At 64.8% G+C, this 18,986-nt stretch carries 15 protein-coding genes and 2 pseudogenes; 12 read left to right on the top strand and 5 right to left on the bottom strand.

The features are described from left to right. Positions 1-9: 9 nt before the first annotated feature. From AKN84_RS22860 to AKN84_RS22830, 7 genes and pseudogenes are all read left to right on the top strand, one after another. Positions 10-426 (top strand): hypothetical protein, encoded by a 417-nt coding sequence (locus tag AKN84_RS22860; RefSeq protein ID WP_050422854.1) that lies wholly within the window; start codon positions 10-12, stop codon positions 424-426. Beyond that, the gene (locus AKN84_RS22855) at positions 423-1,286 is read left to right on the top strand and encodes an alpha/beta fold hydrolase (protein WP_202814704.1); all 864 of its coding nucleotides are present in this window, start codon (positions 423-425) and stop codon (positions 1,284-1,286) included. The genes AKN84_RS22860 and AKN84_RS22855 overlap by 4 nt, the downstream gene beginning before the upstream one ends. 27 nt (positions 1,287-1,313) lie before the next feature. Then, a complete protein-coding gene (locus AKN84_RS22850; RefSeq protein ID WP_050422853.1) occupies positions 1,314-2,231 on the top strand; it encodes an amino acid ABC transporter substrate-binding protein in 918 nt (305 codons plus the stop codon). Between the two features lie 167 nt (positions 2,232-2,398). Next, positions 2,399-3,130: an amino acid ABC transporter permease gene (locus AKN84_RS22845; protein WP_050422852.1), complete on the top strand. Its 732-nt coding sequence runs from the start codon at positions 2,399-2,401 to the stop codon at positions 3,128-3,130. 2 nt (positions 3,131-3,132) lie between these two features. Beyond that, positions 3,133-3,825: an amino acid ABC transporter permease gene (locus tag AKN84_RS22840; protein ID WP_050422851.1), complete on the top strand. Its 693-nt coding sequence runs from the start codon at positions 3,133-3,135 to the stop codon at positions 3,823-3,825. Between the two features lie 192 nt (positions 3,826-4,017). Continuing rightward, positions 4,018-4,749 carry an amino acid ABC transporter ATP-binding protein gene (locus AKN84_RS22835; protein WP_050422850.1) on the top strand — a complete coding sequence of 244 codons (732 nt, stop codon included), beginning with the start codon at positions 4,018-4,020 and terminating at the stop codon, positions 4,747-4,749. Positions 4,750-4,950: 201 nt separating this feature from the next. Next, a pseudogene (locus AKN84_RS22830) lies at positions 4,951-5,816 on the top strand (D-amino-acid transaminase). A gap of 244 nt (positions 5,817-6,060) precedes the next feature. On the opposite strand, the gene AKN84_RS22825 reads toward AKN84_RS22830, so the two are convergent. The 3 genes from AKN84_RS22825 to AKN84_RS22815 all read right to left on the bottom strand — a co-directional run bounded on the left by AKN84_RS22825 (position 6,061) and on the right by AKN84_RS22815 (position 9,781). After that, positions 6,061-6,519, bottom strand: a complete 459-nt coding sequence (locus AKN84_RS22825; protein ID WP_050422849.1) for a carboxymuconolactone decarboxylase family protein — start codon at positions 6,517-6,519, stop codon at positions 6,061-6,063. Positions 6,520-6,547: 28 nt separating this feature from the next. Beyond that, complete coding sequence (locus tag AKN84_RS22820; protein ID WP_050422848.1) at positions 6,548-8,155, bottom strand: MDR family MFS transporter; 1,608 nt, start codon at positions 8,153-8,155, stop codon at positions 6,548-6,550. 477 nt (positions 8,156-8,632) lie between these two features. Beyond that, a complete protein-coding gene (locus tag AKN84_RS22815; RefSeq protein WP_050422887.1) occupies positions 8,633-9,781 on the bottom strand; it encodes an HlyD family secretion protein in 1,149 nt (382 codons plus the stop codon). Between the two features lie 143 nt (positions 9,782-9,924). Here AKN84_RS22815 and AKN84_RS22810 point away from each other — a divergent pair. The 4 genes and pseudogenes from AKN84_RS22810 (at position 9,925) to mctP (ending at position 13,947) form a co-directional block, all read left to right on the top strand. Next, positions 9,925-10,827, top strand: a pseudogene (locus AKN84_RS22810) (LysR family transcriptional regulator). A gap of 313 nt (positions 10,828-11,140) precedes the next feature. After that, the gene (locus AKN84_RS22805) at positions 11,141-12,112 is read left to right on the top strand and encodes a Bug family tripartite tricarboxylate transporter substrate binding protein (RefSeq protein ID WP_050422846.1); all 972 of its coding nucleotides are present in this window, start codon (positions 11,141-11,143) and stop codon (positions 12,110-12,112) included. 148 nt (positions 12,113-12,260) lie between these two features. Further along, positions 12,261-12,446: a DUF3311 domain-containing protein gene (locus AKN84_RS22800; protein ID WP_050422845.1), complete on the top strand. Its 186-nt coding sequence runs from the start codon at positions 12,261-12,263 to the stop codon at positions 12,444-12,446. Between the two features lie 10 nt (positions 12,447-12,456). Then, the gene (gene mctP, locus AKN84_RS22795) at positions 12,457-13,947 is read left to right on the top strand and encodes a monocarboxylate uptake permease MctP (RefSeq protein WP_050422844.1); all 1,491 of its coding nucleotides are present in this window, start codon (positions 12,457-12,459) and stop codon (positions 13,945-13,947) included. Here the strand turns inward: mctP and AKN84_RS22790 are convergent. After that, positions 13,918-17,574 (bottom strand): indolepyruvate ferredoxin oxidoreductase family protein, encoded by a 3,657-nt coding sequence (locus AKN84_RS22790; protein ID WP_050422843.1) that lies wholly within the window; start codon positions 17,572-17,574, stop codon positions 13,918-13,920. The genes mctP and AKN84_RS22790 overlap by 30 nt on opposite strands. A gap of 157 nt (positions 17,575-17,731) precedes the next feature. On the opposite strand from AKN84_RS22790, the gene AKN84_RS22785 reads away from it, so the two are divergent. Then, the gene (locus AKN84_RS22785; RefSeq protein WP_050422842.1) at positions 17,732-18,187 is read left to right on the top strand and encodes an Lrp/AsnC family transcriptional regulator; all 456 of its coding nucleotides are present in this window, start codon (positions 17,732-17,734) and stop codon (positions 18,185-18,187) included. 248 nt (positions 18,188-18,435) lie between these two features. Here AKN84_RS22785 and AKN84_RS22780 read toward each other — a convergent pair whose 3' ends face one another. Then, complete coding sequence (locus tag AKN84_RS22780) at positions 18,436-18,951, bottom strand: hypothetical protein (protein WP_244485409.1); 516 nt, start codon at positions 18,949-18,951, stop codon at positions 18,436-18,438. Between the last annotated feature and the right edge of the window lie 35 nt (positions 18,952-18,986).

Genomic DNA, 18,986 nt, shown 5'->3' with positions numbered 1-18,986 from the left:
CCTAACAAGATGACGCTATCGCCTGACGCCACCGACGACGCTGTGACGACGGCGTTTGCCGGCCTTCCCGCATTGCTCGACCAGGCGCCTCGGCTGGTCTCGCGCGGGCGGCTGCTCGATTGCGACTGCCTGATCGGCCCGATGGCGCGGCCGTTTCATGCCGCGATCCGCGCCGGGCGGATCGTCGAGCTGATGCCTTCGCCGGTCCTGATGCGCTCGTGGCGTTTTGCCTATCGCGCGACGCCGCAGGCCTGGGCCGCCTACTGGCAGGCCGAGCCGAAACCCGGCTGGCACGATTTGCTGGCGCTGACCAAGCGCGGCGAGGCCGTGCTGGAAGGCGATCTGCATCCCTTCATGGCGCATCTGCAATACTTCAAGGACCTGCTGGCGCTGCCGCGGCAGCATTTCGCGGCGGCCGGCTCATGAGCGGCACCATCATGAACGGCACCATCGAGCCGATGGTCGGCCGCTACGTTCACGTCGAGATCGGCGGCGAGCTGCACCGCATCTATTTCGAGGAGAACGGCACGGGCATTCCGCTGGTCTGCCTGCACACCGCGGGATCAGACGCGCGGCAGTGGCGGCATCTGCTCGCGGATGCGCAATTTGCCGAAAAATTCCGCGTCATTGCCTTCGATATGCCCTGGCATGGCAAGTCGAATCCGCCGAAAAGCTGGACCGGCGATGAATACCAACTCACCACCGCGCGCTACACCGAGACGATCCGCGCCTTCTGTCGTGCATTGGGGCTGGAGAAGCCCGTCGTGATGGGCTGCTCGATCGGCGGCCGCATCGTGCTCAACCTCGCGATCGAACATGCCGCCGAGTTCCGCGCGCTGATCGGGCTCGAAGCCGCCGATTTCCAGGCGCCGTGGTATGACACCGACTGGCTGAACCGTCCGGACGTTCACGGCGGCCAAGTCTGCGCGGCGCTGGTGTCGGGGCTGATCGCGCCGCAGAGCCCTGAAGCTGCGCGGATGGAAACGCTGTGGGGCTACAAGCAGGGCGGCCCCGGCGTGTTCAAGGGCGACCTGTATTTCTACCGTGTCGATGGCGACCTGCGCGGCCGCGTCGCGTCAATCGATACTAAAGTATGCAAGCTCTATTTGCTCACGGGCGAGTATGATTTCTCCTGCACGCTCGAGGACACGAGGCGGACAGCAGCGGCTATAGGGGGCGCCAGCGTCACGATCATGGAGCATCTCGGTCATTTTCCGATGAGCGAGAATCCGGAACAGTTTCGCCGCTATATCGCACCCGTCCTCGCCGACATTCTCACGCATTAGATCATCGTTCCACGAAGGAGTAGACGTATGACACGCAAATATCTGATCGGCCTCGCGCTCGCCGCCGCGTTCGGCGCGAGCCAGGCGCAGGCCGAGGAGCTGACCGGAACGCTGAAGAACATCAAGGACACCGGTGCGATCACGCTCGGCTACCGCGATTCCTCGATTCCGTTCTCCTATCTCGACGACAACCAGAAGCCGATCGGCTACGCGATGGACATCTGCTACAAGATCGTCGATGCCGTGAAGAAGGAGCTCAAGCTCGACAAGCTCGAGGTCAAGCTCAATCCGGTGACCTCGGCGACGCGCATCCCGCTGATGGCCAACGGCACCGTCGACCTCGAATGTGGCTCGACCACCAACAATGCCGAGCGTCAGAAGCAGGTCTCCTTCACCAACTCCCACTTCCTCACCGCCAGCCGCTACGTGACGAAGAAGGCGAGCAAGATCAATTCCATCGATGATCTGAAGGGCAAGACGGTGGTCTCGACCGCCGGCACCACCAACATCAAGCAGCTGACCGAGGCCAACCTCGCGCGCGGACTGAGCGTCAACATCATCCCGGCCAAGGATCATGCCGAGGCCTTCCTGATGGTCGAGACCGATCGTGCGGTCGCCTTCGTGATGGACGACATCCTGCTCGCGAGCCTCGTCGCCGGCTCGAAGTCGCCGGATGACTACGTCATCTCCAAGGACGCCTTCTCCAAGCCGGAGCCGTACGGCATCATGCTGCGCAAGGACGATGCGCCGTTCAAGAAGGTCGTCGACGCCGCCACCGCCGCGCTCTACACCAGCGGCGAGGGTCAGAAGATCTACGACAAGTGGTTCACCCAGAAGATCCCGCCGAAGGGCCTCAATCTCAACTCGCCGGCTGGTCCGGAGATGAAGAAGCAGTTCGCGAAGCCGTCTGACTCGCCCGATCCGGATGCCTATCTGGTCAACTGACCGCTGCGTATGACCCGTCGCCCCTTTTGGGGGACGGGTCCTGAAGGTTAGCATGTCCGGCCATTTTTGGAGGAGAATGGCCGGACATTTGCATATCGTCGGCGCATCGCGTTTGGATGCGCAGACGTTGCCGTTGAGCGTGACCGGCACGGCCGCGTGGGGGACCTGTGAACTATAATTGGAACTGGCACATCTTTCTTGAGCCGAACCCGATGGGGACCGGCACCTATCTCGACCTGTTGCTGACGGGACTGGTGGTCACCGTCAAGGTGTCGGTGCTCGCCTGGATCATCGCGCTGGTGTCCGGCTCGGTGATCGGCGTGCTGCGCACGCTGCCGTCGCGCACGGCGTCGTGGATCGGCTTCTGCTGGGTCGAGTTCTTCCGCAACATGCCGCTCTTGGTCCAGCTCTTCCTGTGGTTCTTCGTGCTGCCTGAATTGCTGCCGAGGTCCGCCGGGCTGTGGCTGAAGCAGTTGCCGAACGCGCCGTTCTGGACCGCGGCGATCGGCGTCGGCCTGTTCATGTCGGCGCGCGTTGCCGTGCAATTGCAGGCCGGCATCACCTCGCTGCCGCGCGGGCAGAAGCAGGCTTCGACTGCGCTCGGCCTCACCACGGTGCAGACCTATCGCTACGTGCTGCTGCCGATGGCGTTCCGCATCATCCTGCCGCCGCTGACCTCCGAGTTCCTCAACACCATCAAGAACAGCGCGGTCGCCATCACCATCGGCCTGATCGAGCTGACCGGCGAGGCACGGTCGATGCAGGAGTTCTCGTTCCAGGTGTTCGAGGCCTTCACGGCGGCAACGGTGCTCTATCTTCTCCTCAATTTCGTCGTGGTCACCGCGATGCGCTTCCTCGAGCGCTATGTCGCGATCCCCGGCTACATCACGGGCAAATAACGATGCTCGGCAATTTCGATTTTGACGTCATCCGCCGCGCGCTGCCCTATCTGTTCCTCGAGGGCATGCGCTTCACGCTGACCTTGACGGCGCTGGCGGCGTTCGGCGGCCTGGTGTTCGGCACCCTGATCGCCCTGATGCGGTTGTCGAGCTACAAGGTGCTCGGGCGCATCGCCGGCTTCTATGTCGACTTCATCCGCTCGCTGCCGCTGGTGCTGGTGATCTTCTGGTTCTACTTCCTGGTGCCGTATATCGGGCAGTGGGTGACCGGCGCGTCGCGGCCGATCACGGTCGGCGCCTTCGCCTCCTCGCTGATCACCTTCATCGCATTCGAGGCGGCCTATTTCTCCGAGATCATGCGCGCCGGCATCCAGTCGATCTCGAAGGGCCAGCCGGCCGCGGCCAGTGCGCTCGGCCTGACCTATGCGCAGTCGATGCGCTACGTCGTGCTGCCGCAGGCGTTCCGCAACATGCTGCCGGTGCTGCTGACCCAGACCATCGTGCTGTTCCAGGACACCTCGCTGGTCTACGTGCTGTCGATCCCGGACTTCCTCGGCGCCGCCAGCAAGGTGGCGCAGCGCGACGGCCGTCTGGTCGAAATGTACCTGTTCGCCGCGCTGGTCTACTTCGTCATTTCCTGTGTCGCGTCCTTTGGTGTCCGCCGCCTGCAGTCGCGCATCGCCATCGTAAGGTAGTTTTTACATGCGGGTTTTAGTTCGGGGCACGGACTCCTTCACTTCTCCCAAAGGGAGAGGTCGGATCGCGTCAGCGATCCGGGTGAGGGGTTTCGCTCCATCGTTAGACCGTGACCCCTCACCCGGCGCTGCGCGCCGACCTCTCCCTTTGGGAGAGGTGAAACCGTGCTCGCTGCTGCTGATGAGAACCAAATGATCGAGATCAATCACGTCAATAAATGGTACGGGCCGACCTTCCAGGTGCTGAAGGACTGCACCACCAGCGTTGCCAAGGGCGAGGTGGTGGTGGTCTGCGGCCCGTCCGGCTCGGGCAAGTCGACCCTGATCAAATGCGTCAACGCGCTCGAGCCGATCCAGGGCGGCGACATCGTGCTCGACGGCGTCAAGGTCAACGATCCCAAGACCGACCTGCCGAAGCTGCGCTCGCGTGTCGGCATGGTGTTCCAGCACTTCGAGCTGTTCCCGCATCTGCGCATCATCGACAATCTCCGCCTCGCGCAGGAGAAGGTCTTGGGCCGCAAGTCTGAGGATGCCACCGCAAAGGGCATGAAGCTGCTGGAGCGCGTCGGGCTGAAGGAGCATGCCAAGAAGTTTCCTGCCGAATTGTCCGGCGGTCAGCAGCAGCGCGTCGCGATTGCACGCGCGCTGGCGATGGACCCGATCGCGATGCTGTTCGACGAGCCGACCTCGGCGCTCGATCCGGAGATGATCAGCGAGGTGCTCGACGTGATGGTCGACCTCGCCCGCGAGGGCATGACCATGATGGTGGTGACCCACGAAATGGGTTTCGCCAACAAGGTCGCCGACCGCGTCATCTTCATGGACCGCGGCGAGATCGTCGAGGACGCCAAGAAGGCCGACTTCTTCGGCACGCCCCGCAGCGACCGCGCGCAGAAGTTCCTGTCGAAGATATTGCAGCACTGAGGCATCGGACCTTCCTCCGTCATTGCGAGGAGCGCCAGCGACGAAGCAATCCATCTATGCGCGTGTGCAGAGCCATGGATTGCTTCGCTGCGCTCGCAATGACGTGGAGGGGCCGGAATGCGCTTCTCCGGGGTTTTCCCCCGTTAACATTTTGCGTATACGAAGGCCTGAAACTCCCCCTTCGTCCGCAGGAGAACTCGCGTGGAAAAGATCGCTTACGTCAACGGCTCGTACGTGCCGCATTCCGAGGCCAAGGTCTCGGTGTTCGACCGCGGCTTCCTGTTCGCCGACGGCATCTACGAGGTGGCGGCGGTGCTCGAGGGCAAGCTGATCGACAATGCCTCGCATCTGGCGCGGCTGAAGCGCTCGGTCGGCGAGATCCAGCTTGCGCTCCCCGAGACGCTGGAGCGGATCGAGGAGATCCAGAAGGAGCTGGTCAAGCGCAACGACCTCGTCAACGGCATGGTCTATCTCGAGGTCACCCGCGGCGCCGACAAGGGACGCGACTTCGCCTTCCCGAAGGCGGAGGCGAACGTCAAGCCGACCCTTGTGATGTTCACCTCGGAAAAGGACATCATCAACGCGCCCTCGGCCAAGACCGGCATCAACGTCATCACGGTGCCCGACATCCGCTGGGAGCGGCGCGACATCAAGAGCGTGGCGCTGCTCGCGCAGGTGCTGGCCAAGCAGGCCGCGGCGGCGGCTGGCGCCGGCGAAGCTGGATGATCGAGGACGGCAAGGTGACCGAAGGCGGCTCGTCATCGTCCTTCATCGTCACCCAGGACGATGTCATCGTGACCCGGCAGAACGGCAACGAGATCCTGCCCGGCTGCACCCGCAAGGCCGTGGTCAAGCTCGCCGAGGAGCGTCAGCTCCGCATCGAGGAGCGCGCCTTCACGGTCGAGGACGCCCTCGCCGCCAAGGAAGCCTTCATCACCAGCGCCTCGGTGTTCGTGCAGGGCGTGGTCGCGATCGACGGCAAGAAGGTCGGCAACGGCAAGGTCGGCCCGATCACCGATCGCCTGCGCGAGATCTATGTCGAGTTCGCGAAGGCGACCGCGGTTTAGTTGAACGAAGCGAAGTCTTAGTACCGTCACCCTGAGGTGGCCGCTTCTTCAGCGGCCCTCGAAGGGTCGACGGCCCGGTCGGTGGCCGTGCATCCTTCGAGGCTCGCTCCGCTCGCACCTCAGGATGACGGGTTTAGTCGCTTCGTAGTAACATGATCGCCAGTCAGCCGAGACGCCGCGGCGTACTGGATGCCCCGCATGAAGCGGGGCATGACAGTCGAATAGATGGCTGACAGCAATACGCTCACGCCGCCACCTTCACCTTCACCGGATGCACCGCGCGGAAGCCGATCGCGATCCGGTTCCAGGCGTTGATGGCGCCGATCAGCGTGGTCAGGTTGACCAGCTCGCTGTCCGTGAACCGGGCGCGCACCGTCTCATAGTCGGCGTCGGGCGCGTGCGTCTCGGAAACCAGCGTCAGCGCCTCGGTCCAGGCCAGCGCCGCGCGCTCGCGCTCGCTGTAGAGCGGCGACTCGCGCCAGGCGTTGAGCAGATAAAGCCGCTGCTCGGTCTCGCCATGCTTGCGGGCGTCCTCGGTGTGCATGTTGATGCAGTAGGCGCAGCCGTTGATCTGCGAGGCGCGGGTCTTGACCAGCTCGATCAGCGATTGCTCGAGACCGCTCGCGTTGATCTGGCTCTCTACGGCGACCAGCGCTTTGATGGTCTCGGGGGCGGCCTGGTAGAAATTCAGACGGGGTTTCATGGTCGTTCTCCTTGGTTGGTGATCTAGGCTAGTGCGCGCCGCCGCCGGCGAGCTGGCCCGGCTTCTTCAGGAACAGTGTCGCCGCCAGCGCAACGATCAGCGCCACGCCGAGCAGATAGAAGGTGTCGCTGAAGGCGAGGATGTAGGCCTGCTTCTGCACGACCTTGCCGATCGCCGCGATTGCGCGGTTGGTGGCCGACATCGGATCGGCGACGCCATGGTTCATGAAATACTGCGTCAACTGGTCGATCCGCGTGCGCGTCGCCTGCTCGAGCAGTGACACGGACTGCATCAACACGTTGGAGTGATACTGCTCGCGCTTGGTCAGGACCGTCTGCAGCACCGCGATGCCGACCGCGCCGCCGAGATTGCGCATCATGTTGAACAAAGCGGACGCCGAACCCGCGTTCTCCAGCTCGATGCCCGCGGTTGCGACCGCCGACAGCGGGGCCATCACCAGGGCCTGGCCGATGGCGCGGACGATGTTGGGCCAGAACAGCTGGTCGGTGGCGTAGTCGTTGGTCATGAAGATGTTCATGAAGTTGGAGCCGGCGAACAGCGCGAAGCCGACGCTGATGATGATGCGGGGGTCGAAGCGTTGCATCAGCCTCGGCACCAGCGGGATCAGCAGGAGTTGCGGCAGGCCGGTCCAGGCCAGCACCATGCCGATCTGCTCGGCATTGTAGCCCTGGATGCGCGACAAGTACTGCGGCAGGATGAACACCGAGCCATACAGCGCGATGCCGAGCAGGAAGTTGGCCAGCATGCCGAAGCCGAAATTGCGGCGGGCGAGCAGGCGTAGATTGAGCAGCGGCTTCTCGACGGTGAATTCGACGATCAGGAAGGCGACCAGCGCGACCGCTGCGATCACCGACAGGCGGACGATGAAGGGCGAGCCGAGCCAGTCGTCCTTGTTGCCTTCCTCCAGCACGGTCTGCAGCGCGGCGAGGCCGATCGCCATGGTGATGATGCCGAGCCAGTCGCCCTGGCGGATCAGCGACAGCTTCATCGGGCTCGGATCGAGCGAGACGTACAGCATCGCGATCATCACGGCGCCGGGTACCAGGTTGACGTAGAAGATGTACTGCCAGCCCCAGTTCTCGGTGAGATAGCCGCCGATGGTCGGGCCGATCGCCGGCGCGAACGTCGCCGACAGCGCGAACAGCGCCAGCCCGATCGGCTGCTTGGCCTTGGGTAGCAGCGTGATGATCAGCGTGAACGCCATCGGGATCAGCACGCCGCCGGTGAAGCCCTGAACGGCGCGCAGCGCGATCATCTGCGGCAGGTCCTGCGCCAGCGCGCACGCCGCCGAGAACACCAGGAACAGGACCGCATTGGTGAGCAGATAGATGCGCACCGAGAACACCTGCGCGAGCCAGCCGGACAGCGGGATCACCACGATCTCGGCGATCAGGTACGAGGTCGAGATCCAGCCGCCGTCGTCGATCCCGGCGCCGATCGCGCCCTGCACGTCGGCAAGCGAGGCGTTGACGATCTGGATGTTGAGCACCGCCATGAACGCGCCGAGCGTGGAGCCGATCACCGCGATCCAGGTCCTGGCCGGGATCGCGGGTGTTGCCGGCGCTGCGGGGGCGGGGAGGTCGGCGGCGTTGGCTGTGGGTTGAAATGCGGTCATCGATGTCGTCCTTGCTGACCTACGCAAGATGTATTAGGCGGCCGCTTTCGATAATCCGGGAAAGACTGGAAGCATTGTCCGGCCGCGGTTGATAATCGCGTTCGAGCTTGCGACTTCGCTACGGTTCGGCGCGCCCTTCGATTTGGGTGGGCGTGTGAGGTGTGCACGCTGGATCGGCTCCCTCCCCCCTTGTGGGGGAGGGTGGGGAGAGGGGTGGCCCCGGGCGCTGACATCGGAGAGTAGCGAGCTGTTTCAATCCTGCAGACGCGTCACTCTCGGCAGCGGCGTCGTCGCAAACCAACGAACCTCAGCGCAAGCGCGCCCCTCTCCCCAACCCTCCCCCACGAGGGGGGAGGGAGCCCTCCGCCAGCGGTTGCGGCACGAAGGAGAAGCGAGCAGGAGGACGGCACAACAAAACGCGATCGACCACCGATGCGGTGATCGATCGCGCCAAGCCGGTTGAAGACGTGCTTTGCGCTACCCGCCGCTCGCCCGCATCGCCGACGCCAGCCGCCGCTGCTGCTCGCGTTCGGCCAGCACCGTCGCCTTGGTGTCGACGGTCGGGATCGCCGACATGCCGGGGCGCAGGAGGCCGGTGAGGCTGTGATCGTCGAGCACGATCTTCACCGGCACGCGCTGCACGATCTTGGTGAAGTTGCCGGTGGCGTTGTCGGGCGGCAGCAGCGCGAATTCGAGGCCGCTCGCCGGCGACAGGCTGTCGACATGGCCCTTCAGCGTGGTGCCGCGAAAACTGTCGACGGTGAGCTCGACCGGCTGGCCGTTGCGCACATGGGTCAGCTGGGTCTCCTTGAAATTGGCGACCACATAAACCGCATCGAGCGGCACCACCGCCATCAGCTGGGTGCCGGCCTGCACATATTGCCCGACGCGCAGCGTGCGGGCGCCGACCGTGCCGTCGACCGGCGCGGTGATCTTCGCATAGGACAGGTTCAGCTCGGCCTGCTGCTCGACCGCGCGGGCGCGGTCGACTTGCGCTGCGGCCTGGGCACGCTGCGTGGTCAGCACGTCGACCTTGCGCTGCGCCGCCGACAGCGCCGACTTCGCGTGCTGCAACTGCGCCGTATTGCTGCGCAGCGCCGCGTCGGTCTGTTGCGCGCGTTGAATGGTGCCGGAGCCGGACTTCATCAGCCCGTCGTAGCGGGTCTGCTCCTCCTGGGCGAATTTCAGATTGGCTTCGGCGGCGGTGACGTCGGCGGTGCTCTGGTCGATGATCGGCTGCTGCAATTCGAGTTGGGCATCGAGGTTGCGCACCGAGGCTTCGGCGGCGTTGACGTCGGCTTTGGCCTGGCCCAGCGCGGTGCGGTAATCGCGGTCGTCGATCTCGGCCAGCAACTGGCCGGCCTTCACCGGTTGGTTGTCGGTGACCAGGACGCGGGCGATGTAGCCCGACACCTTCGGGGCGATGATCGTGGAGTCCGCCTTCACATAGGCGTCGTCGGTCGACTCCAGATAGCGGCCGGTTGTGACGTAATCGTAGCCAAAGTCGCTGGCCACGGCGATGCCGAGCAGGGCGGCGAACCCGAGGCCCACCCGCTTGACCGTCCGCCGCGACGGGCGGAGACCTATTTTGGTCGGTTGTTCAGGGACATAGGTGGTCGTCGACATGGTCATCTCCTGGCCGAACATTTGCGTCCCTCCAGAAAGGGCGCCAGTTACAGCCCCTTAGATGCAATGTCCTCTCCGCTGTGATAATCCCGATAAAACTGGAAGCATTATCAAGCCAGCGCTGATAATCCGGACCTTGCCGCATGGATCGCCTGACCAGTTTGACCGCGTTCGTCCGGGTCGTGGACTCCGGCGGCTTTTCCGCGGCCGGCCGCAGGCTCAACATGTCCACGACAATGGTGAGCAACCACGTCCAGTCGCTGGAGGACCGGCTCGCGCCCGGCTGCTCAACCGCACCACGCGCAAGGTCAGCCTCACCGAGGTCGGCCAGGCCTATTACGACCGCTGCGTCCAGATCCTCGCCGATATCGAGCAGGCCGACGAGGTCGCCGGTGCGCAGCAATCGGTGCCGCGCGGCACGCTGCGCATCTTCACATCTCGTCCAGTTCCTGTCGCCGGCGGTCGCCGAGTTCCTCGCGACCTATCCCGAGGTCAAGGTCGATCTCACGATCGGCGAGCGCAATGCCGATCTGATCGACGAGAATTACGATCTCGCGGTGCGCATGACCCCGCCGCCGGACTCCAGCCTGATCGTGCGCACCATCGCGACCTGGCGCCACGTGCTGTGCGCGTCCCATGGCTATATCGAACAGCACGGCAAGCCCGAGCAGCTCGCCGATCTCTCCGCGCGCAACTGCATGCGCCACGCCAACTACCCCTATGGCGACGAATGGCGCTTCGCCGATCGCAAAGGCACGCCGGCCGCGGTGCGCGTCTCCGGCAATCTGGTCTCCAACAGCGGCGAGACGCTGAAGCTCGCCGCGCTCGCCGGCGTCGGCGTCTTCCTCGCGGCCGGCTTCCTGGTCCGCGACGAGCTGGAGTCCGGCCAATTGGTGCGGCTGCTGCCCGAATACCGGCCGGTCGAGCTCACCATGAACGCGATCTATCCGCACCGCCATCATCTCTCGGCGAAGGTGCGCACCTTCATCGACCTCCTGGTGCGCCATGCCACCGAGCAGCAGAAGCTGATCAATCCGTATTCGTGATTGGCGGTGCAGCCGTCATTGCGAGGAGCGAAGCGAAGAAGCAATCCATGCTTCCGAGCATGCGGAACGATGGATTGCTTCGCTTCGCTCGCAATGACGAACCTAGACCCGTCACCCTGAGGTGCTCGCGGAGCGAGCCTCGAAGGGTCGACGGCCGAGCTGTGGCCGATTCATCCTTCGAGGCTCGCTCCGCTCGCACCTCAGGATGACGGGACTAATAGCTCGGCGCTTCCTTCAGCATCATGACCGCCCGGCATCCCTTGCATGGCATGTCCGTGTATCAAGAACGCACCGCCTGCCGCCGGGGTCCGCCATGCCGCTTCGCCTCCTCGCATCGCTTCTGTTCGCGCTCGCAGCATCGGTGCTGCCGCACACGCCCGCATGCGCGGCCTATCCCGACCACATCGTCAAGATCGTGGTGCCGTTCGCGCCGGGCGGCGGCACCGATGTCGTGGCACGCACGCTGGCGCAGGAGATGCAGAAGGATCTCGGCGTCACCGTCATCATCGAGAACAAGCCGGGGGCGGGCACCATCATCGGCACGCAGAGCGTCGCCGCGAGCCCACCCGATGGCTACACGCTGCTGATGGCGACCTTCGCCAACGCCGTCAATCCAAGTCTCTACCGCAAGCTGCCCTACGACGCGCACAAGGATCTTGCTCCGGTGGCACTGGTGGCGCGCTCGTTCAACGTCGTGGTGGTCAATCCATCCTCGCCGATCAAGTCGATCGCGGATCTGATCGCCGCCGCGAAGGCCGATCCGGAAAAACTCTCCTACGGCACCTATGGCACCGGCACCTCGGCGCACCTCGCCGGCGAATTGTTCAAGCATCTCGCAGGCGTCAATCTCACCACCGTGCCCTACAAGGGCGCGGCGCCAGGGATCACCGACCTGTTGGGCGGCCAGATCCAGGTGATGTTCACCACGGTGGCAAGCTGCGCGTCGCTTGTCGAGACCGGGCAATTGCGCGCGATCGCCGTGACCTCGGCTGAGCGCTCGGCGTCATTCCCGAAACTGCCGACGGTGTCCGAAGCCGGCGTGCCGGGCTATGCCGCGGAATCCTGGTACGGGCTTTACGCACCTGCGAACACACCGCGTGAGATCATCGACCGCCTCAACAAGTCTGCGGCCAGGGCGGTGCAGGCGGAGGCCTTCAAGAAGCTCAGCGTCAACGAGGGCCTCGTGATGGTGGCACAGCCTCCGGCCGAGCTCGACCGCTACTTTGCCGGTGAAGAGGCGCGCTGGCGCAAGGTGATTGAGGACGCCGGCATCAAGGCCGAGTAGGCTGCCCACCCGGCACGGCGATCACATCTTTTTGCATCGCCATGCCGTAACTGTGATTCTAGACGCAACGAATGGTTCCTGGGGTCGTTGATGACGGGACGCCGGCAACCCTGCCGGTTTGGATCACGCCCCGGGCTGGGAGAGGACCATGTGGATTCTGTTGCTGCTGCCGTTCATCGGCTTGCTATGGGTGCCGTTCTATAATTTCGTCGAGCCGTCGCTGTTCGGCTTTCCCTTCTTCTACTGGTACCAGCTCGCCTGGGTGCCGATCTCCTCGCTGCTGATCTGGCTGGTCTATCGCAGCCAGCGGCCCGATGCCGACGAGCAGCGGTGAGGGGGCAGCCATGACCGATCACATCGCCTGGGTGGCGCTCTCCGTTTTCGTCTTCTTCTTCGCTCTCGTCACCGTGATGGGCTTCTTCGCCGCGCGCTGGAAATCCGGCCCGGTCAGCGAGCATCTCGACGAATGGGGTCTTGGCGGCCGCCAGTTCGGCACCTGGATCACCTGGTTCCTGGTCGGCGGCGATTTCTACACCGCCTACACCGTGATCGCAGTGCCGGCGCTGGTCTATGCAGTCGGCGCCTACGGCTTCTTCGCGCTGCCCTACACCATCATCGTCTATCCCTTCGTATTCGCCGTGATGCCGGTGCTGTGGAAGAAGGCGCATGCCAACGGCTACGTCACCGCCGCGGATGTCGTCCACGGCGCCTATGGCTCGCGCGCGCTCGAGCTCGCAGTGGCGCTGACCGGCCTGGTCGCGACCATGCCCTACATCGCGCTCCAGCTGATCGGCATGGAGGTCGTGATCAAGGCGATGGGCCTGACCGGCGAGCTGCCGATCATCGCCGCCTTCGTGATCCTTGCGCTCTATACCTATAGCTCCGGCCTGCGCGCGCCGGCGCTGATCGCCTTCGTCAAGGACATCATGATCTACATCGTGGTGCTGACGGCGGTGGTCGTGGTGCCCTCGAAGCTCGGCGGCTATGGCGCGGTGTTCTCGGCCGCCAACGACGCCTTTACCGCGAAGGGCGGCGCCACCGGGCTGACGCTGAAGCCCGGGCAGTATCTGCCGTATGCGACGCTGGCGCTCGGCTCGGCGCTTGCGGCGTTCATGTATCCACACACGCTGACCGGCATCTTCGCCTCGAAGTCGGCGGATACCATCCGCAAGAATGCGATCCTGCTGCCGGCCTATACGCTCTTGCTCGGCCTGATCGCGCTGCTCGGCTACATGGCCTATGCCGCGAACATCAAGGTGACGTCGCCGAACGACGTGGTGCCGATGCTGTTCAAGACCCTGTTCCCGGAATGGTTCGCGGGCTTCGCGTTCGCGGCGATCGCGATCGGTGCGCTGGTGCCGGCCGCGGTGATGAGCATCGGCGCCGCCAATCTGTTCACCCGCAATGTCTGGAAGTCCTACGTCAATCCGGACGTCTCGCATGCCGGTGAGGCCTCGGTGGCGAAGATCACCTCGCTGGTGGTGAAGGTCGGCGCGCTCGCCTTCATTCTGTTCCTGCCGACGCAATATGCGCTCGACCTGCAACTGCTCGGCGGCCTCTGGATCGTGCAGACGCTGCCGGCGCTGGTGTTCGGCCTGTTCACCGTCTGGTTCCGCGCCGAGGGCCTGCTGCTCGGCTGGGCCGTCGGCATCGGCTGGGGCACCTACACGGCATGGAGCAACGGGCTGAAGCCGCTCGCCAGTATCTCGCTCGGCGATGCCAGCTACACATTCTATGTCGGGCTCGGTGCGCTCTTGCTCAACGTCGTGGTGGCGGTGCTGGCGACCGTCGTGGTCGGCCTGATCTCACCCGCCAAGCGCGGCGCGGCGGCCTGAGCCGTCGTCCGTATCCGACGGGGCGGAGGTGAGAAGCGCGACGAGCCGCGCCACCTCCGCCTTGGTCTTGTCGATCGCGGCGTCCTTGACCGGCCCGTAGCCGCGGATCTCCATCGGCACCTTTGCAATCGTTGTGAGATCGGGCAGGCGGGCGGCATCGAGCTTGCCGATGATCATATCGATCAGCGCCTCGTACCACGTGATCAGCTCCCGCTCGGCGCGGCGCTCCGCGGTGTAGCCGAATACGTCGAACGGCGTGCCGCGCAGTCCCTTCAGCCGCGCGAGCAGCCGCAGCGGCGCCTGGATCCATTGCCCGAACGCGCGCTTCCTCGGCCGGCCCCGCGCATCCAGCCGCGCCGGGAGGAAGGGCGGGGCGAGATGATACTGCACCGTGAAGTCGCCATCGAATGTGCGCTTGAGCTCGTCGAGGAAACCCGCCTGCATATGCAGCCGCGCCACCTCGTATTCGTCCTTGTAGGCCATCAGCTTGAACAGCGACCGGGCCACGGCGTCGGTGAGTGGGTGATTCCGATCGTTCGCGACGGCAGAGCCACTTGCTCCCGCCTCTCCCGCTTGCGGGGGAGGCCGTAACGCATCGCCAGATGCGTTGCGGGTGGGGGCTCTCTCCGCAGTGCGACTCGCGGTGAGACCCCCACCCCAAGCCTCCCCCGCAAGCGGGAGAGGGGGCGCACCGTCTTCGCGGTTACTGCTGAGCGCGGCCTCGGCGCGGCGGACGCGCTCGACCGTGGCGCGATAGCGCGCGGCATAGGCCGCGTTCTGATAGCCGGTGAGGAAGTCGGCGCGGCGCGCGATCATCTGCTCCAGTGTCTCAGGCGTGCTGACGACAGCGTGCTCGGCCTTCGGCAGGAAGTCCGGATCGGCAAAGGCGAGCCGGCCCCAGGCCAGCGCCTGCTTGTTGCGCTCGATGGCGACGCCGTTCAGTTCGATCGCGCGGGTCAGTGCGTCCAGCGACACCGGCACCAGGCCCTGCTGCCAGGCAAAGCCGAGCATCATGATATTGGCGTAGACGCTGTCGCCGAGCAGCCGCTCGGCCAGCGCGTTGGCGTCGATGGTGGTGAGGTTGCCCGGCCCGATCACCCGCTCGATGGCGCGCAGGCGAACGGGCGAGGCAAGGTCGGCATCGCGGAAGCGCACCACGTCGCCGGTCGGCATCTCGGCGATGTTGACCGCTGCGCGCATGCCGTTGCGGTAGGTGCCGGAGGCTTTAGCGGACGAGCTCACCACGAGGTCGCAGCCGATCAGCGCGTCGGCTGCGCCCTGGTCGATCCGCACCTGATGCAGCGCGTCGGGTGTAGCCGCGAGCCGCAGATAGCTCAGCACCGGGCCGAATTTCTGCGCGAAACCGGTGAAGTCGAGCACCGACACGCCGCGGCCCTCGAGATGCGCCGCCATCGCGATCAGTGCGCCGACCGTGATGACGCCGGTGCCGCCGACACCGGTGACGAGGAGATCATAAGGCTTGTCGAGTGTCGCGAACTCCGGCGCCGGCAGTGCGGCGGCGCGCGCCAGCGGATCGATCGCGCTTGCGCTCTTGGCCCGCCGCTTGCCGCCCTCGATGGTGACAAAGCTCGGGCAGAAGCCGTTGAGGCAGGAAAAATCCTTGTTGCAGGTCGAGAGGTTGATCTTGCGCTTGCGGCCGAACGGCGTCTCCTTCGGCTCGACGCTGAGGCAATTGGATTCCACCGAGCAGTCGCCGCAGCCCTCGCAGACGAGGTCGTTGATGTAGGCAAAGCGCGCGGGATCCTTGATCGTGCCGCGCTTGCGCCGCCGCCGCTTTTCGGTGGCGCAGGTCTGCTGATAGATCAGCACGGTGACGCCGGGAATTTGGCGCAGCTCGCGCTGAACGGCGTCCATCTCCTCGCGCGCGTGGATGGTGACGCCCACCGGCAGGTCGGCCGGCGAGAAATGCGCTGACACATCCGACACCAGTGCGATCCGCGACACGCCTTCGGCGCGCACGCTATGGGCGATCGCGTGCACGCTGACCGGGCCGTCGACCGGCTGGCCGCCGGTCATCGCCACCGCGTCATTGAACAGGATCTTGTAGGTGATGTTGGCCTTCGCCGCGATCGCCTGCCGGATCGCCATCGAGCCGGAGTGATAATAGGTGCCTTCGCCGAGATTCTGAAACACGTGACTGTTGCCGGTGAATTTCGACGACGCCGCCCAGTTGACGCCCTCGCCGCCCATCTGGATCAGAGACGAGGTCTCGCGGTCCATCCAGCTCGCCATGAAATGACAGCCGATCCCGGCCAGCGCCTTGGAGCCCTCGGGCACCTTCGTCGAGGTGTTGTGCGGGCAGCCCGAGCAGAAATACGGCGTGCGCGCCGCGCCCGGCACCGCGATCATGCGGTCCTGCTCCGGCACCAGCGCCGCGACGCGGCGGGCGAGCTGCAACTCCGGAAACATCGGATCGAGCCGCCGCGCCAGCACGTCGGCGAGCATCCGCGGCGACAATTCGCCGGTCCAGGAGATCAGCCGTGCGCCGGTTTCATCATGCTTGCCGACCATCCGCTCCGGCTTGGCGCCGGGATAGTCGTAGAAATATTCCTTGAACTGGCTCTCGATGATGCCGCGCTTCTCCTCGACCACCAGGATCTCGCGCTTGCCGGTCACGAACTCCATCGCGTCGTGCAGGGCCAGCGGCCACACCATGCCGACCTTGTAGATGTCGATGCCGAAGCGGCGGCATGCGGCCTCATCTAGCCCGACCAGCCGCAGCGCCTCCATCAGATCGAGATGCGCCTTGCCGGTGGTGACGATGCCGTAGGTCGCGTCCTTGATGCCGTAGATGCGGCGGTCGATCGGATTGGCTTTTGCAAACGCGTAGACCGCGTGCTTCTTCGCCTCCAGCCGTTCCTCGATCTGCGGGCCCGGCAGATCCGGCCAGCGATAGTGCAGGCCGCCCGGCGGCGGCACGAAATCCGGCTGTATGAAACGGCGCGGTGCGGGCAGCTCGACCGAGGCGCCGGACTCGACGATCTCCGAGATCGCCTTGAAGCCGACCCACATGCCGGAGAACCGGCTCAGCGCGTAGCCGTATTCGCCGAACGCCAGATATTCGCCGACATCGGCCGGATGCAGCGTCGGCATGAACCAGCTCATGAACGCAACATCGGACTGGTGCGGCATCGAGGACGACACGCAGCCATGATCGTCGCCGGCGACGACCAGCACGCCGCCATACGGCGAGGAGCCGTAGGCGTTGCCGTGCTTCAGCGCATCGCCGGAGCGATCGACGCCGGGGCCCTTGCCGTACCACAGCCCGAACACGCCATCGACCTCGCGGTCCCTCTGCGTCTCGACCTGCTGCGAGCCGAGCACGGCGGTCGCGGCGAGGTCCTCATTGACGGCGGGCAGGAATTCGATGCGGCTGTCTTTCAGCAGCGCGCCGATCTTCCACAGTTCGAGATCGACGCCGCCGAGCGGCGAGCCGCGATAGCCTGAGATGAAGCCCGCGGTGTTGAGTCCGCTCGCACGGTCGCGCCTGATCTGGTCGAGCGCGATGCGCACGATCGCCTGCGTGCCGGTGAGGAAGACGCGGCCGCGCTCCCTGCTGTAGCGCTCGGACAGCTGGTAGGCGTCGAGCAGCGGCATCTGGCCCATGAGTGACCTTTCCGGGAATCGAAATGTCTGATTGGACAAGGCTATGCCTGTGGGCCTGGTAGGTCTTACCTATGTATTCTCCCTGCGCCCTGGATTCGGTAGAAAATTGCCGAAATTGGCAAAATGTGGTAAGATCTACCAAACCGGAGGCGCCGACATGGTCGAAGAGCAAGACGAGCGAATTCTCGCCGAACTGCAAAAGGACGGCCGCGCCACCAACCAGCAACTTGCCGACACTGTCGGGATGTCGACCTCGGCGTGCTGGCGCCGGGTCCGCGCGCTGGAAGAGTCCGGCGTTATTTCAGGCTATTCGGCGCTGGTGGCGCGCGAGCGCGCGGGCTTTGCGACCTCGGCGATCCTGCACGTCTCGCTGGAGCGGCACGACGTGAAGTTCGTCGACGAGTTCGTCGCGCGGGTGATGCAGCGTCGCGAGGTGCTGGAATGCTTCGCGACCACAGGCGATGCCGACTACCATCTGCGCGTCGTGGTGCGCGACATGGACGCCTACAACAAATTCCTCGACGAGTTCATGTTCCGCATCCCCGGCATCCGCCACGTCCGCACCAATGTGATCCTGAAAGAAATCAAGACCGGCGTGGCGCTACCGTTTTGATCGCACGCGACATCATGGCGGTGATGGAGCCGCGTGCTGCACTCCGAGTCCCGTCACCCTGAGGAGGCCGCGAAGCGGCCGTCTCGAAGGGCGAACGGCCACCAGCCGGGCCGTGCATCCTTCGAGGCTCGCTCCGCTCGCACCTCAGGATGACGGGTCGAAGTGGCCTGTAGGATGGGTGGAGCGCAGCGATACCCATCATCGTGCCGCGGGTTCGACTTGATGGGTTTCGCTTCGCTCTACCCATCCTACGCTTCTGCGACTTCTGCCTTCTTGGCCCGCATCAGCAGCATGAATATCATCACGTGGCTCACCAGCAGCAACGGCACATACAGCGCCGGAATGTAGATGCCGGCGCCGAACAGGCCGGGATCCGCGTTCTTCGTCGCGCCCATGTAATAAGCGTTGAGAAGATCCAGCGTGCCCCAGATGTTGAACAGCCAGACGATCGGAAGGGCGATCGGCCAGCGCCACGACAGCGCCGCCATCGCGAGCAGCGCGAGAACAGCGGCGGTCAGATCGCCCCAGCCGACCGCGCCGGCAAACACCGGGTTCACCTGCGGCGACACGAAGCCTGTGACCAGGAAGTTCATCCCGAGAAACCGGAAGGCATGGAAAGCGGCGAGAAGCCGGAGCGCCTCATGGCGCGGCAGCGCGCGGAGCGCCGGCCAGACATAGGTGGCGGCCACCACGGCACTCGTCAGAAATGCTCCGGCGACGCTGAGCAGGAATGGAATGTTGAGACTGATTGGCACGGCCGGCATCCTCTGTTGTCGATGTGGTCGCAAGGCCGAACCCG

The organism is Bradyrhizobium tropiciagri (assembly GCF_001189845.1).
Lineage (GTDB): Bacteria > Pseudomonadota > Alphaproteobacteria > Rhizobiales > Xanthobacteraceae > Bradyrhizobium > Bradyrhizobium tropiciagri.
The sequence above is the reverse complement of the archived record's forward strand: the minus strand, read 5'-3'. Positions and strand labels throughout refer to the sequence as shown.